This is a genomic window from Stenotrophomonas sp. ASS1 (assembly GCF_004346925.1).
In the GTDB taxonomy this organism is placed as follows: Bacteria; Pseudomonadota; Gammaproteobacteria; order Xanthomonadales; family Xanthomonadaceae; genus Stenotrophomonas; species Stenotrophomonas maltophilia_A.
The window spans coordinates 161,645-176,252 of the sequence record NZ_CP031167.1 but is presented as its reverse complement, the minus strand read 5'-3'; the positions used below and the strand labels follow the sequence as shown (position 1 = coordinate 176,252).

General features: G+C 67.2%; 10 protein-coding genes. 4 read left to right on the top strand and 6 right to left on the bottom strand.

Going from position 1 to position 14,608, the window contains the following annotated elements; translation table 11 throughout:
• Positions 1-18: 18 nt before the first annotated feature.
• From MG068_RS00770 to MG068_RS00755, 4 genes are all read right to left on the bottom strand, one after another.
• Complete coding sequence (locus MG068_RS00770; RefSeq protein ID WP_132808776.1) at positions 19-909, bottom strand: alpha/beta fold hydrolase; 891 nt, start codon at positions 907-909, stop codon at positions 19-21.
• Between the two features lie 95 nt (positions 910-1,004).
• Complete coding sequence (locus MG068_RS00765; RefSeq protein ID WP_014035559.1) at positions 1,005-2,021, bottom strand: 3-oxoacyl-ACP synthase III; 1,017 nt, start codon at positions 2,019-2,021, stop codon at positions 1,005-1,007.
• Positions 2,022-2,124: 103 nt separating this feature from the next.
• Positions 2,125-2,442 carry a DUF4156 domain-containing protein gene (locus tag MG068_RS00760; protein ID WP_005407628.1) on the bottom strand — a complete coding sequence of 106 codons (318 nt, stop codon included), beginning with the start codon at positions 2,440-2,442 and terminating at the stop codon, positions 2,125-2,127.
• A gap of 215 nt (positions 2,443-2,657) precedes the next feature.
• The gene (locus MG068_RS00755; RefSeq protein ID WP_107431624.1) at positions 2,658-5,507 is read right to left on the bottom strand and encodes a M16 family metallopeptidase; all 2,850 of its coding nucleotides are present in this window, start codon (positions 5,505-5,507) and stop codon (positions 2,658-2,660) included.
• A gap of 415 nt (positions 5,508-5,922) precedes the next feature.
• On the opposite strand from MG068_RS00755, the gene MG068_RS00750 reads away from it, so the two are divergent.
• The gene (locus MG068_RS00750) at positions 5,923-6,399 is read left to right on the top strand and encodes an XAC0231 family protein (RefSeq protein WP_132808774.1); all 477 of its coding nucleotides are present in this window, start codon (positions 5,923-5,925) and stop codon (positions 6,397-6,399) included.
• A gap of 69 nt (positions 6,400-6,468) precedes the next feature.
• A complete protein-coding gene (locus MG068_RS00745) occupies positions 6,469-6,948 on the top strand; it encodes a tRNA (cytidine(34)-2'-O)-methyltransferase (RefSeq protein WP_132808772.1) in 480 nt (159 codons plus the stop codon).
• A 376-nt stretch (positions 6,949-7,324) separates the two neighbouring features.
• On the opposite strand, the gene MG068_RS00740 is transcribed toward MG068_RS00745, so the two are convergent.
• Positions 7,325-8,488, bottom strand: a complete 1,164-nt coding sequence (locus tag MG068_RS00740; protein WP_071228793.1) for an acyl-CoA dehydrogenase family protein — start codon at positions 8,486-8,488, stop codon at positions 7,325-7,327.
• Positions 8,489-8,803: 315 nt separating this feature from the next.
• Between MG068_RS00740 and MG068_RS00735 the strand changes: the two genes are divergently transcribed.
• Together MG068_RS00735 and MG068_RS00730 are read left to right on the top strand one after the other, a co-directional pair.
• The gene (locus MG068_RS00735; protein ID WP_132808770.1) at positions 8,804-10,480 is read left to right on the top strand and encodes an electron transfer flavoprotein-ubiquinone oxidoreductase; all 1,677 of its coding nucleotides are present in this window, start codon (positions 8,804-8,806) and stop codon (positions 10,478-10,480) included.
• A 65-nt stretch (positions 10,481-10,545) separates the two neighbouring features.
• Entirely contained in the window at positions 10,546-10,947 is a 402-nt protein-coding gene (locus MG068_RS00730) for a c-type cytochrome (protein ID WP_032130140.1), read from the top strand.
• Here the strand turns inward: MG068_RS00730 and MG068_RS00725 are convergent.
• Complete coding sequence (locus MG068_RS00725) at positions 10,941-14,540, bottom strand: ATP-binding protein (protein ID WP_132808768.1); 3,600 nt, start codon at positions 14,538-14,540, stop codon at positions 10,941-10,943. The genes MG068_RS00730 and MG068_RS00725 overlap by 7 nt on opposite strands.
• Between the last annotated feature and the right edge of the window lie 68 nt (positions 14,541-14,608).

Here is a 14,608-nt window from a genome sequence, read left to right as displayed (position 1 = left end):
GGCACTACCGGGATCCGATCAGAGCGGGTTGGCGTCCAGGAACGCGCGGATTTCCGGCACCAGCACTTCATGCTTGTCTTCCAGCACGTAATGCCCGGCATCCTCGAAGGCATGCACCTGGGCCTGCGGTAGCGCCGCCTGGAAGCCCTTCAGGAAGTGGTGGTCGAACACGAAGTCGCGCAGGCCCCAGCCGAGGAAGGCCGGGCGGTCGGCGAACGACGGCAGCGCCTTGCCGGCCCGCTCCAGCAGCGACCAGGCCTTGTCGGCCGGCGACAGCGGGATGTCCTGCATGAAACGGATGGTGCTGATGCGGTTGGCGTAGCTGTTGTACGGCGACACGTAGGCGCGGCGCACGTCGGCCGGCATCTTCCGCTCCACGCCCAGCCACGAGGCGCCGGACGAGAACGCGTTGAAGGTGCGGATGATCCACTCGCCGATCTTCCAGTGCCGGCCCAGCGCGATCTGCCACGGCATCGTCTTCGCCGCCGGCATCGGGAACGCGGCGGTGTTGAGCACCACCAGGCGCTTCACCTGGTCGTGGTGCGACAGCGCCCAGCCGAAGCCGATCATGCCGCCCCAGTCGTGCACGGCCAGGGTCACCGGACCGGTGATGCCCAGGTGCTTCAGCAGCGCATCAAGGTCGTCCACGCGCGACTGCAGCGTGTACTCGTAGCGGCTGTCATCGGGTTTGTCCGACAGGCCCATGCCGATGTGGTCCGGCACGATGCAGCGGTACGTGTCCGACAGGCCGGCCACCAGCGTGCGCCAGTAATAGCTCCACGACGGGTTGCCGTGCACCATCACCACCACTTCGCCATCGCGCGGGCCTTCGTCGAGATAGTTCATCGACAGGCCGGGGCGGACCTCGAAGCGCTGCGGGTGGGCGGGGTAACCGGGAAGCTGGGACATCGAATCGCACCTGTAGCAAGGGCCGGTAGAACCGGCCCCTGGACACTTGGAAAAATCATCGCTGCCCATCGTGCAGCAGGTCAGCGGTGACTTTTTTACCAGACCACTTCAGCCATCGAGCAGTTCAGGCCCGAGCCAATGCCCAGAAGCGCGATGCGATCGCCCTTCTTCAGCTTGCCCAGCTGCTTGAGCTTGCTCAGCACGATCGGCACCGAGGCCGGGCCGATGTTGCCGTGCTCGCCGAAGATGGTCATGACCTTCTTCGGGTCGATGCCGAAGTTCTTGATGAACGCGGCGGTGTGCGGCTGGCTGACCTGGTGGATGACGAACTGGTCCAGCTCTTCCACGGCCCAGCCCAAGGCGATCTTGGCGGCGGTGAAGGTCTTCTGCGCCAGCTTGATGCCTTCGATCAGCAGCAGTCGGGTATCGGTGACCATGCGGTCCAGGTTGCCCAGGCACAGCTGGTTCCACTCGGTGGCCGAGCGGGTCACGCCGCCCTTGTAGCGCGGCGCATCCGGCACCAGCTCCGAGCGCGCCATCACCATCGCGGCGGCGCCCGAACCCGTGGTCAGGGCGGCCAGCTCGTTGCGGAAATCGTCGGCGGTGACGTCCGGGGCGGTCATGCGCTCCAGGGTCTTCTCGTACACTAGGTTGGCGGTCTCGCCATCCACCACCAGCGCGTAGTCGATGTCGCCGCGCTCGATCATGCGCGCCGCGATGTCCATGCCGTTGATGAAGGCCAGGCAGGCATTGGCGACGTCGAAGGTCATGCACTCGTCGCTGACGCCGAGGTTGCCCGACACGATGGAGGCCGTGGACGGCTCCAGGTAGTCGCGGCTGACCGAGGTGTTGACCAGCAGGCCGACCTGCGTTGCATCGATGCCCGCGTCTTCCAGCGCCTTGCGGCCGGCCATGGTGGCGGCATCGGACGCAAGCACGCCGTTGTCCCACAGGCGGCGGGCATGGATGCCGGCGATATCGCCGAGCACGTCGGTGCGGATACCGAGGCGATCCAACGTCGGCTGCAGCCGCTCGTTGATTTCCTTGGTCGTCAGCGTATGCGGCGCATCAACGTGTGCCAGGCCGGCGATCGAGACATTCTTGAAGAGCATCGAGGTTAGCGCCAAGGCTCAGGCAAAAGGGGGCGCTATTCTATAACCCCCGGGGCCTTCACCGCATCTTTACGAATTCAGCCTTGCCCGTATGGTGAAGCGTTCAGCGCGGCGGGCACTGGAAAGCGGCGAAGCGCTGGCTGCCATCGGCGGGCGCGGCGGCGGCCTGTACGGCGTTGGCGCCGGCGCTCGGGGCCTCGTTGCGGGCCAGGGTTTCCAGCTCTTCCTGCACGCGCAGCGGGTTGCGGTTGTAGAAGCCGACCTTGCTCTTCACGGTGACCACCACCTCGCCCTTGGCGATGCAGCCGGCCGGAACCGGGCCTGCCGGCAGCACGCGGGTCGCCTTGCCGGCCGGTTCGATCGGCACCCAGGTACAGGCAGTGACGGTGAGCAGCAGGGAGGAAAGCAGCAGAACGCGCATGGGCAGATCCTGGAAGGGTATGGGGGGATTCTGCCTGAACAGCCTGAATCGGGGGTAGCCGGTGGGTGGGGTCAGATCCCCCGCAGGGGGGGCCTGACCCCGCCTTCGGGTCACGGAGTTGCCGGCCAGCGGCCGGCACTACCAGAGCAAGGTTGCTGGCCAGCGGCCGGCACTACCCGGGGAGGCCTGCCCGCGGGGGCGGGCAGGCGCATCCCTTATTTCTTGACCGGGTTGCCTTCGGCGTCGATCACGGTCACCTCGCCCAGGTTCAGCGCGCGCACGGCCGCTTCGGTCTGCTTGAGGTCACCCACCACCACCCAGGTCAGCGCCTGCGGCTTGATCTCGGCGGCGGCCTGCTGCACCTGTGCCGGGGTCATCGCCTCGATCTCGGCCTTGCGGCGCAGCACGTAGTCATCCGGGCGCTTGAACTGCACGATCGAACCGATGGTCGACGCCACCGCGCTGGCGGTCTCGTAGGCACCGGGCAGGCTCAGGGTCTGGATGTTGCGGATGCGGTTGACCTCGGCGGCGGTGGCCGGCTTGCTGCCGTCGGCGAACGCGGCGATTTCCTTGCGCATTTCCGCCATCGCCGGGCCGGTCTTGTCGATCTGCACCGGCGCGCTGGCCATCCACGGGCGCTGGCCCACCGAATTGATCGCGCTGCTGCGCGCACCGTACGACCAGTGCTTGTCCTCACGCAGGTTCATGTTCAGGCGCGAGGTGAAGTCGCCACCGATCACGCCGTTGGCGATATCGAAGCGGGTCGAGCTGGTGGCGCTGGACGGCGCGACCACCTGGCCGGCGAACAGGTTGGCCTGCACCGCGCCCGGCTGGTCGATCAGGAACACACGCGGGCCCTTCGGCAATGCGACGTCGGTCGCCGCCTTCACCTGCGGAGCATCGCCGGCAGCCTTCCAGTCGCCCAGCTGCTTGTCCAGCAGCGGCACGATTTCCGCCAGCGTGGTATCACCGACCACGATCAGGGTGCCGTTCTGCGGGCGCAGCCAGTCGTGGTGGAAATCAACCAGATCTTCGCGGGTCAGGCCGCTGATCGCCGCCTCATCGCCACTGCCGGTGAACGGAATGGCATACGGGTGGCCCTTGCCATACAGCAGTGGCGGCAGCACGCGCATCGCCACCGCACCCGGGTTGACCTTCTCCTGCTGGATGCCGGCGATCCAGGTCGCCTTGACCCGGTCGATCTCACCCTGCTCGAAGCGCGGCTCGCGCAGCAGGTCGCGGTACAGCGCCAGCGACGGTGCCAGGTTTTCCTTCAGTGCCGACAGGTCCACGCTCATCGAGTCCAGGCCGGCCGAGGCATCCAGGCTGGCGCCCAGCGCATCGGCAGCATCGGCGAAGGCCAGCGAGCCGAGCTTGCCGGCGCCTTCGGTCATCAGGCTCATGGTGAAGTTGGCGGTGCCTGGCTTGCGGCCCTGGTCGGCGCTGAAGCCGCCCGGGAACTGGTAGCTGAACTGCACCACCGGAATCTCATGGCGCTCGGCCAGGATCACCTGGGTGCCGTTCTTCAGCGTGGCGCGCTGCAGCGCCGGGAACTTCAGCTGCGGGAACTCGCGGGTCTGCGGTACGCCGGCCTTGCGGTCGACCTGCTCCGGCAGGGTGCTGTACTTGGGGTCCACCGCGGGAACGTTGAACGGCTTCGGCGCCTGGCTCGGGTCTTCCTTCAGCGCCACACGCTCACCCGGTGCGATCACCAGGGTGTGGCTGCCCTTGTCCAGCCACTGCGCGCCCAGCCGGCTCAGATCAGCGGCACTGGCCTTCTCGATGTTGGCCAGCGAGGTGCGGAAGCAGCCCGGGTCGCCGGTGAACACCGCGCACTCGGCCAGTGCGTCGGCCTTGCCGCCGAAGCCGCCGATGCGCTCGATGCCGCGGATGAAGCCGGCGCGGGCACCGGTCTTGGCGCGCTCCAGCTCGGCCGCGGTGGGGCCCTGCTTGATCAGGCGGTCCAGTTCCTCGTCGATGATCTTCTCGACCTTGGCCGGGTCCTGGCCCTGCTTGACCGTCGCCATGATCACGAAGTTCGAACCCAGCTGCGAGGTCGAAAGGCCCGAGGCGATGCTGTCCACCAGTTTGTCCTGGTGCTGCAAGCGCTGGCTCAGGCGCGAGGACTTGGCACCGCCCAGGACCTGCGCGAACAGCTGCAGCTGATCGACATCCGTGGTGCCGACCTGCGGCACGTTCCAGGCGCGGTAGATGCGCGCCTGCGGCACCTTGTCGGTCATCGTCTCGCGCGTGTCGGCGCTGCGCTTGGCCACGTTCACTGCCGGCTGCGCCATGGTCGGGCCGGCCGGGATGCTGCCGAAGTACTTGCCGACCTTTTCCTTGGCAGTGGCCAGGTCGATGTCGCCGGCCAGCACCAGCACCGCATTGTTCGGGCCGTACCAGGTGCGGAACCAGGTCTTCACGTCATCCAGCGACGCCGCGTTCAGATCGTTCATCGAACCGATCACGCCGTGGTGATACGGGTGGCCTACCGGGTACAGCGCCTTGTTGAGCTGGTCCCAGGCCTGACCGTAGGGCTGGTTCTCGCCCTGGCGCTTCTCGTTCTGCACCACGCCACGCTGCTCGTCCAGCGCCGCCTGGTCGATCGCACCGACCAGATGGCCCATGCGGTCCGACTCCATCCACAGCGCCATGTCCAGCGCGGTGGTGGGCACGTTCTCGAAGTAGTTGGTGCGGTCGGTATTGGTGGTGCCGTTCTGGTTGGTGGCACCGACCTGCTTGAACGGTTCGAAGAATTCGCCGTCGTGGTTTTCGCTGCCCTGGAACATCAGGTGTTCGAACAGGTGCGCGAAGCCGGTACGGCCGGCCGGTTCGTCCTTGCTGCCCACGTGGTACCAGACATTGACGGCGACGATCGGCGCCTTGCGATCGGTATGCACGATCACGCGCAGGCCGTTGGGCAGGGTGAACTGCTCATACGGGATATCGACCTTGGCCGGTGCGGCCGGCTTGGCCGCCAGCGCATGGGAAGGCACAAGCGTGCCCAGGGCGGTGCTGAGGGCGACGGCCAGCAGTGCAGCGCGCGGGCGAAGGGCGAGAGACATATCCGGATCCTTGGTCACATAGGTGAACCCCGATCCTAGCCTGCGCACGCAGCGGCAGGAATCGGCCAGCAGTCACTGGGGGTGTTTGCCCCTGTGCCCCATCCGCAGCGCCGATCTGCGCTGCCCGACCGGTCACAAGCGCCCGCCAGGACCGTCCGGACAGTGTCCGCAGCACATCGAATGGACAGGTGTCCGCCTACCGGACACTTCTCGGCCAAACAAAAACTCTTGCAAATCAATAACTAAAAGTTGGCACGCGGATTGCTTGGTACTTCCTGCGCCAGGAAGGGCTTCAGACAAAAGCTGACTGAAGACTGAACAAATGCAGGAAATAGAAAATTTCTCTTGCATGCCCAGAATTGGTGTACTACCTTACTACCACACCACTGCTCACCAACACTAAACAGGCCCCGTCATGAACGCCAAGACCATTGCCATCGCCATCGCCCTGATCGCCGGCACCGCGGTTGTTTCGTCGGTGCAGGCCTCCGAATCCATCAAGACCCTGTCCACCGTGCAGGTTCGCCCGGCCGCCGACCAGCTGGCCCAGCAGGCCTGGGAACAGGCCAGCGGCATCCCGACCCTGGCCACCGTGGAAGTGCGCCCCAGCGCCGACCAGCTGGCCGAGCGCAACGGCTACGTTGCCGCCCCGGTTGCTGCCGCGATGCCGATCACCACCCTGGCCTCGGTGGAAGTGCGCCCGAGCCTGGAACAGCGCGTCGCCCTGGCCGCCGAAATGGAAGCCCAGCGCTACGCCGCCACCCTGGCTGCTGCCGCCACCAACGTCACCAACTCGGTCATCGTCAACCTGCCGGCCCTGCAGGTGCGCCCGAGCGCCGCCGACCTGCAGGCCTTGGCCACCGAAACCGCCCAGGTCCTGCTGCGCCCGTAAGCGGTGCCGCCCTGCCCAGCGCAGGGCGTGCGCCGTAAAGGCGGCGGTCGTCGCAGGTACACTGCGCCGATGAATGCCGCGCCCCAGTTCCATGTGATCCTGTTCCAACCGGAAATCCCGCCCAACACGGGCAATGTGATCCGGCTCTGCGCCAACACCGGCGCGCAGCTGCACCTGGTCGAGCCGCTCGGCTTCGCACTGGAAGACAAGCAGCTCAAGCGCGCCGGCCTGGACTACCACGAATACTCGCGCCTGCAGGTGCACCCCGACCTGGACACCGCGCTGGCGCGGATCGCACCGAAGCGCTTGTTTGCCCTGAGTACGCGTGCCAGCGTGCGCTACGACAGCGTGGCCTTTGAAGATGGTGATACCTTCCTGTTCGGCCCGGAAAGCCGCGGCCTGCCGCAGGACGTGCTCGATGCCTTGCCCGATGGCCGCCGCCTGCGCCTGCCGATGCGGCCGGACAACCGCAGCCTCAATCTTTCCAACACCGTTGCGGTGGTGATGTACGAAGCGTGGCGGCAGCACGGGTTTGCGGGCGGCGCGTAACGCCACGCGTCTCTCTTCTGCCTGGTCGTTGCTGTGGCGGGCGCATGCGTTCATGGGCGTTACTTTTCTTTCCGCGCGGAAAGAAAAGTAACCAAAAGAAACGCGCCGCCATCCGCGAGCCGGTGCTGCGCACCGGTGCCCTGCGCTCCTCGGCCCGCCGGGGGACGGCGCGGAACTCGCTGCGCTCAGACACCCGCGCCTCTTCGCCCCCGCCGGACCTGCGGTGCTCGGCTCGCTTCAAGGCGGACCCAACAGCCGCGCGGTACAGGCTGTCCTTGAACCCATCTCGGTACGGTGCGCGGTTCGGTACACCGATCGCTCGCCTGCGAATACGCTACTGGGCAATGCCGGCCAGCGGCCGGCACTACCGGTGCACTCAGAACGCGTTGATGCCGGTCAGTTCGCGGCCGATCACCAGCTGGTGCACGGTCTCGGTGCCTTCATAGGTGATCACCGATTCCAGGTTCAGTGCATGCCGGATCGCCACATGCTCGGTGGTGATACCGGCCCCGCCCAGCAGGTCTCGACACTCTCGGGCGATGTCGATGGCCATGCGGCAGTTGTTCCACTTGGCCAGGCTGACCTGCTGCGGCTGCAGCTGGCCGGCTTCCTTCAAGCGGCCCAGCTGCAGCGCCAGCAGCTGCGCGGTGGTGATGCGGCGGGCCATCTCGGCCAGCTTGATCTGCGCGCTCTGCGTGGCCGCCAGCGGGCGACCGAACAGCACGCGTTCCTTGGCATAGCCCAGCGCTTCATCCAGGCAGGCAATGGCCGCTCCGATCGGGCCCCAGCTGATGCCGTAGCGGGCCTGGGTCAGGCAACCCAGCGGTCCCTTCAGGCCCTTCACGTTCGGCAGGCGGTGGCTGTCGGGCACGCGCACGTCGTCGAAGAACAGCGCGCCGGTCAGCGACGCGCGCAGGCTCATCTTGTGCTTGATCTCCTGCGTGGTGAAGCCGGCCATGCCCTTTTCCAGCACGAAGCCCTGGATGCCGTCCTCGGTCTGCGCCCAGACGATGGCCAGATCGGCCACCGGGCCGCTGGTGATCCACATCTTGCTGCCGCTGATGCGCCAGTCGCTGCCGTCGCGCACCGCGCGGGTCTTCATGCTGGCCGGATCGGAACCGCCGTGTGCCTCGGTCAGGCCGAAGCAGCCGATCAGCTCACCGCGCGCCATCGCCGGCAACCACTGCTGGCGTTGCTCCTCGCTGCCGTAGGCATAGATCGGGTACATGCACAGCGAGCTCTGCACCGAGACGAAGCTGCGCAGGCCCGAATCGCCGCGCTCCAGCTCCTGGCAGATCAGGCCATAGCTGACCGCACCGAGGTCGCCGCCACCGTATTCGGCCGGCAGGGTGGCACCGAGCAGGCCCAGCGCGGCGATCTCCGGCACCAGCTCTGAAGGGAAGCGGGCCTGGTCGAAGGCATCGCCGATGATCGGCAGCACGCGCTCGTTGGTGAAGCGGGCGACGCTCTCCTGCACCGCGCGCTCTTCCTCGTTGAGCAGGGAACGGACATCGAACAGATCGTACGGATGCAAAGCCATGGCACTCACGCGCAGTCAGGACCCGGCCATTGTCGGTCATCCGCAAGCATCGCGTCTGGCAGGTGTGGACCTTGGTCCACACGGAAGCGGGTCCGGGCGGTGAAACAATGTGCCAACCAAGGTTGGCACATACCCGGCCACGTGCATTACGCTGCACCGCAGCAATCATGACGTGAACATCGTCGATCTAGCTCGATCACGCGCGGCCCGGTACCCTGACACATTCAAACAACCGTTTCGCTCGTGGCTGCACGCGCGATTCCCAGGCACCGCCGGTGGCCCCGATGCCGGCCCTACCCACGAGTCATGCAATCGATGAGCGCTGAAGCCAACGCCCTGCCCCCGCGTGAAGTAATGGAGTTCGACGTGGTGATCGTCGGCGCCGGCCCCGCCGGCCTGGCCACCGCGATCCGCCTGCGCCAGCGCGCGATCGAAGCCGGCCGCGAACTGTCGGTGTGCGTGCTGGAGAAGGGCTCCGAACCGGGCGCGCACGTCCTGTCCGGCGCCGTGATGGATCCGCGCGCACTGACCGAACTGTTCCCGGACTGGGCCGAGCGCGGCGCACCGCTGAAGCAGAAGGTCACCCGCGACGAATTCCTGTTCCTCAGCGAAACCGGCGCACGCAGCACGCCCAATGCGCTGCTGCCGGAGTGCTTCCACAACGAAGGCAACTACATCATCAGCCTGGGTGAAGTGACCCGCTGGCTGGCGCAGCAGGCCGAAGCGCTGGAAGTGGCGATCTTCCCCGGCTTCGCCGCAGCCGAGGTGCTGTACGGCGACAACGGTGAAGTGATCGGCGTGGCCACCGGCGACATGGGCATCGAGAAGGACGGCAGCATCGGCCCGGCCTTCGAACGGGGCATGGCGCTGCAGGCCAAGTACACGATCTTCGCCGAAGGCGCACGCGGCCACCTCGGCCGCCAGCTGATCGCGCGCTACAAGCTGGACGAAAGCAAGGACCCGCAGGCCTACGGCATCGGCATCAAGGAACTGTGGCAGATCGACCCAGCCAAGCATGAGCCGGGCCTGGTGGTGCACGCCGCCGGCTGGCCGCTGGACAGCGACACCTACGGTGGTGCGTTCCTGTACCACGCCGACGGCGGCAAGGTCGCCATCGGTTATGTGGTTGGCCTGGACTACAGGAACCCGTGGCTGAGCCCGTTCGAAGAGTTCCAGCGCTTCAAGACCCATCCGTCCATCCGCAAGCACCTGGAGGGTGGCACGCGCATCGGTTACGGCGCGCGTGCGATCACCGCCGGTGGCCTGCTGTCGCTGCCCAAGACCGTGTTCCCCGGTGGCGCGCTGGTCGGCTGCGAGGCCGGCTACCTCAACGCCAGCCGCATCAAGGGCAGCCATGCCGCGATCAAGACCGGCATGCTGTGCGCCGATGCCGCATTCGACGCGCTGGCCGCCGACCGCCAGCACGATGAACTGAGCGCCTACCCGAAGGCGTTCGAAGCCAGCTGGCTGTTCACCGAACTGCAGCAGGCCAAGAACTTCAAGCAGTGGTTCAAGAAGGGCCAGACCGTGGCCACGCTGATGACCGGCGTGGAGCAGTGGCTGCTGCCGAAGCTGGGCGTGCGCAATCCGCCGTGGACCCTGCACCGCACGACGCCGGACCATGCCTGCCTGGAGCCGGCGGCCAAGCACACCCGTATCGCCTACCCGAAGCCGGATGGCGTGCTGACCTTCGACCGTCTCAGCTCGGTGTTCCTGAGCAGCACCAACCACGACGAGAACCAGCCCAGCCACCTGACGCTGAAGGACCCCAGCATTCCGGTGAAGGTGAACCTGGCCGAGTACGCCGGCCCGGAAGCCCGCTACTGCCCGGCGGGTGTGTACGAGTTCGTCGGTGAAGCCGATAACGCGCGCCTGCAGATCAACGCGCAGAACTGCGTGCACTGCAAGACCTGCGACATCAAGGACCCGACCCAGAACATCGTCTGGGTGACCCCGCAGGGCGGTGGCGGCCCGAACTATTCGGGCATGTGATTGCTCCGGGCTGCGACCGCGTGTCGCAGCCCACCTGCCCCGCTGCGTCGCTATCCTGCCCGCCCATGCGTGCTTTCCGCCTGCTCATCACCATTGCTTTGACCCTGGCGGCCACGGCCTGCCAGCGCCCGCCTGCGGCACCGGCCACGCCGGAACAGGCGCAGCAGCAGGCCATGCAGCGCGCGTTCGAGCTGTGCGCCGGCTGCCACACCGTGCAACCTGGTGGCATCCACCGCTTCGGACCCAATCTGCACGGCGTGATCGGCCGCCGCGCCGGCAGCCTGCCGGACTATGGCTATTCCGACGGCATGCGCCGCGCCGATATCACCTGGACCGCGCAGACCCTGGATGCGTTCCTGCAGTCGCCCACCCACGTGGTGCCCGGCACACGCATGTACAACGCCTTCCCCAGCGCCGAACGCCGCGCGCTGGTGATCGCCTACCTGCAGCAGCAGTCGGCTCAGTGAGCCAGGCGCTGCAGTTGTTGCTGCAGCCGTGCCACAAATTCCGCCACTGCCGCGAACAACGGCGCCACATCGGCTTCCGCCGCATCCTGCAGACGCTCCACCAACGCATTGGCCTGCCCGGCCAGCACTGTCGCTCCCACCGCGCCCAACCCACCGGCCTGACGATGCAGGTGCAGTGCGGCCGCCTCGCGATCTCCAGCCTGCAGCGCGCGCTGCACGGCGGCAAGATCGCCCTCGCTGGCCTGCAACAGGCTGTCGCGCAGCTGCTCGGCCACCGCACGTGAGCCGAAGCGCCGCTGCAGGCTGTCCAGATCGGGCAGCGTCCCAGCATCGTCGACGGCGGACTCGGCCTGCGGCTCCTCAAACGACTGTCCCTGCGCCTGCGGCAACCAGCGCAGCAGTGCGGTGCGCAGCGTGGCCAGTGACAGCGGCTTGGCCAGCACTTCGTCCATGCCGGCCTCGCGGCAGCGCCGTGCATCGTCATCCAGCACGCTGGCGGTCAGCGCCAGCACGGTCAGCCGCGGCTGGCCGTTGCGGCCCTCGCGTTCGCGCAGCAGGCGGGTGAAACCGAAGCCATCGAGCACCGGCATCCGGCAGTCGGTGATCACCAGATCGAAACTCTCCGACGACAGCCGATCCAAGCCCTGCTGGCCGTCACCGACCATCACATGCGGCACCCCCAGCTGCTGCAGTCGCCAGGCCATCATCGCCTGGTTGGTCGGGTGGTCTTCGATCACCAGCACCCGCGCCTGGCGCAGCGCCGGCGGCAGCAGCGAGGCCTGTTCCTGCTCGGCGACCAGCGCTTCCACATCACCGCTGCCGGCTTCCACCAGCGACAGCCGCACCTCGGCGCGGGTCCCTTCGCCCAGCGTGCTGTGCAGCTCCAGCTCGCCGTCCATCATCTGCACCAGGCGCTGGCAGATGCTCAGGCCCAGGCCGGTACCCCCATGGTCGCGCTGGATGTAGGCACCGGCCTGGGTGAACGGCGCAAACAGGTGCTGCAGCTGTTCCGGCGCGATGCCGATGCCGGTGTCGGTGACGCTCAGGCACAGCGGCTGGCTGCCGTCTTCGGCGGTCGGCCCCAGCACGTCCAGCTGCAGCCGCACTTCGCCGCGCACGGTGAACTTGATGGCGTTGCTGAGCAGGTTGAACACGATCTGGCGCAGGCGCACGCCATCCACTTCGTGCGCGGCCGCCAGCTGCGGGTCGATCTGCACGTGCAGGTCCAGCCCACGTGCACTGGCCTGCGCCGACAACAACCGGCACACGCTTTCCAGCAATGGCCGCAGCGGCTGCGGCACCGGTTCCAGGCGCAGTGCGCCGGCCTCCAGCCGCGAGTAGTCAAGAATATCGTCGAGGATCTGCCGCAGCATCTGCGCCGAATCCTCGATCACCCCGAGGATGCGCTGCTGCTCGGCATCCAGTGGCGAATGCGCCAGCACTTCCAGCATGCCCAGCACGCCACTCATCGGCGTTCGGATTTCATGGCTCATGGTCGCCAGGAAACGCGACTTCGCCTCCGCCGCCTGTTCGGCGTCAGCCTTGGCCGCAGTCAGGGCCTCGGCCTGTGCACGCGCCTCGCTGACATCCACCCAGTATCCACTCCAGGTGACCACGCCCGCTTCCGCCGCATAGGGATGGGCCTGGCTGCGCACCCAGCGCGCGCCGGTGCCTTCAGGTCGCAGCCGGAACTCGAGAACAAGCGGTGCGAACTGGCGCGCCGCCTGCTCGACCGCATGCAGGATGTGCTCGCGGTCGTCTTCCTCGATGCGGTCCAGCAGGCACATTGCATCCTGTTCGGCCTGCTGCCGGCTGACCCCGAACAACGCCTGCAGGTCACCGGCAATGAACGGGAAGCTGAGGGTTCCGTCTGCCGCGCGGCGAGCCTGATAGACCACGGCGGGCAGGTTGTCGGTGACTTCGGCCAGGCGCTGTTCCAGGTGACGCCGTCCGGCCACCTCGCGGCGCAGCCGCCAATGCCCGATGGCGTGCACCAGCAGCGCGGTGAGCAGCACCAGCAGCAGCGGCACGCCCCAGCGCATCGCGCTGTTCCAGTCCAGGCCGTTGCGGTACTCGACGGCCAGCCAGTCCCCGCGCAGGGCCTCGCGCTTGCGCGGCGTCATCTGCAGCAGCAGGCGGTCGAAGGTGGTGGCCAGGGCGGCATGGCGGCGCTCAACCGCCAGCACCAGCTGATCGTTGAAACCTGCCGGTGCCGCCACCTGCAGGCGCCCCGGGAAGCGGTTGCGCAGCAGATGGTCAACCAGTGCCAGGTTGCCTACGTAGGCATCGGCGTCGCCATTGATCAGGCGCTGCAGGGCCTGTTCCGCGCTGCGTGCCGCGATGATCCGCGCCTGCGGCGCCTGCTGCAGCACATAGCCACGCACACGTTCCGGATCGGACAGCAGCACCCGCTTGCCCTGCAGGTCGGACAGGCCCAGCAACGCCGGGCTGTCACGCCGGCTGACGATCACGTTCGGCACGCTGATGAAGGGCTGGCTGAACACCCAGTCCGGGCCCAGGTAGCGAGAATCGGCAGGAATGCCCATCACCGCCTGCAGCTCGCCGCGGCGCGCCTTCTCGCGCACCTCGTACCAGTCATGGCTGTTTTCCACCTGCAGGTTGGCGCCAGCCTGCAGCAGGCGCCGCAGGTATTCGCTGGCCAGGCCACTGGGGTTGCCATCCTGGTCCGCGAACGACAGCGGCGCCGCGTTCGGCGCGAAGCCGATCTTCAACGGCTGCTCCAATACCCGTTTCTCGGCCTGGCTCAACGCCAGCTGTGCCGATGCCGACCACTGCGGAGGTGGCAGCCAGCGCTGCACCAGCGCATCGCGCTGGGCCTGGCTGGTCGCAGCCAGTGCCAGGTCCAATGCTTCGGCCAACGGCTGCTTGCTGTTGGGAACACCGAAGTGCAGCCGTTCGGGCGGCAGATCGCTGGGGCGCAGCAGCACGACCCCCTGCAGGTCCTCGCGTGCGATCAGTTCGGTGGCCACGTAGGCATTGCCGATGTAAACGTCTGCCTTGTCGTCTCTGACCATCTCCAGCGCCGCCAACGAGCTGTTTGCGACAAGCTGTCGTGCCCGGGGAAAGCGCGCCCGCACCTGCGGGCCGGTCAGGAAGTCCTGCTCGATCACCACCCGCAGTCCATCCAGGTCGGGGATGTCGGAGGCACGCAGGTCATCCGGGCGTCCCACCAGGGCCAGCGGTGCCTCGCCATAGGCGGCGGTATAGACCATGCAGCGGGTGCGGTCGGCACTGAGACCGACATTCATCACTACATCGATCTCGCCACGACATGCCGCATCCAGCACGGATGTCCAGTCGGGATAGCGCCGTGCCTCCACCTTCACGCCCAGCTGACGGGCGAGAAGCGACAGATAATCCGGGCCCAGGCCGACCTGCTGGCCGTCACGGAGGGACTCGAACGGCGGCCAGCCACTGTCATACTGGCCCACGACGATGCTCGGATGCGCGGCAAGGTACTCGCGCTGCAGCGGGCTGAGCGGCAACAGCCCAGGCACCGCCTGTGCCAGCGCCGCAGGCAGCACCAGCACGGCCAGCAGCAGGACCAGCCCGCGAACAGCCCAGCTACGCATCGGCGTTGATCTCCTAGAATCTGCCAGGAACCGCGATGGTCGCGGTCCGGCGTGCCCGGTGGCCATAC

Coding starts and splice junctions, on each gene's coding strand:
- MG068_RS00735 (WP_132808770.1), top strand. CDS start 8,804: ATGAGCGCTGAAGCCAACGCCCTGCCCCCGCGTGAAGTAATGGAGTTC.
- MG068_RS00725 (WP_132808768.1), bottom strand. CDS start 14,540: ATGCGTAGCTGGGCTGTTCGCGGGCTGGTCCTGCTGCTGGCCGTGCTG.
- MG068_RS00760 (WP_005407628.1), bottom strand. CDS start 2,442: ATGCGCGTTCTGCTGCTTTCCTCCCTGCTGCTCACCGTCACTGCCTGT.
- MG068_RS00770 (WP_132808776.1), bottom strand. CDS start 909: ATGTCCCAGCTTCCCGGTTACCCCGCCCACCCGCAGCGCTTCGAGGTC.
- MG068_RS00750 (WP_132808774.1), top strand. CDS start 5,923: ATGAACGCCAAGACCATTGCCATCGCCATCGCCCTGATCGCCGGCACC.
- MG068_RS00745 (WP_132808772.1), top strand. CDS start 6,469: ATGAATGCCGCGCCCCAGTTCCATGTGATCCTGTTCCAACCGGAAATC.
- MG068_RS00755 (WP_107431624.1), bottom strand. CDS start 5,507: ATGTCTCTCGCCCTTCGCCCGCGCGCTGCACTGCTGGCCGTCGCCCTC.
- MG068_RS00740 (WP_071228793.1), bottom strand. CDS start 8,488: ATGGCTTTGCATCCGTACGATCTGTTCGATGTCCGTTCCCTGCTCAAC.
- MG068_RS00730 (WP_032130140.1), top strand. CDS start 10,546: ATGCGTGCTTTCCGCCTGCTCATCACCATTGCTTTGACCCTGGCGGCC.
- MG068_RS00765 (WP_014035559.1), bottom strand. CDS start 2,021: ATGCTCTTCAAGAATGTCTCGATCGCCGGCCTGGCACACGTTGATGCG.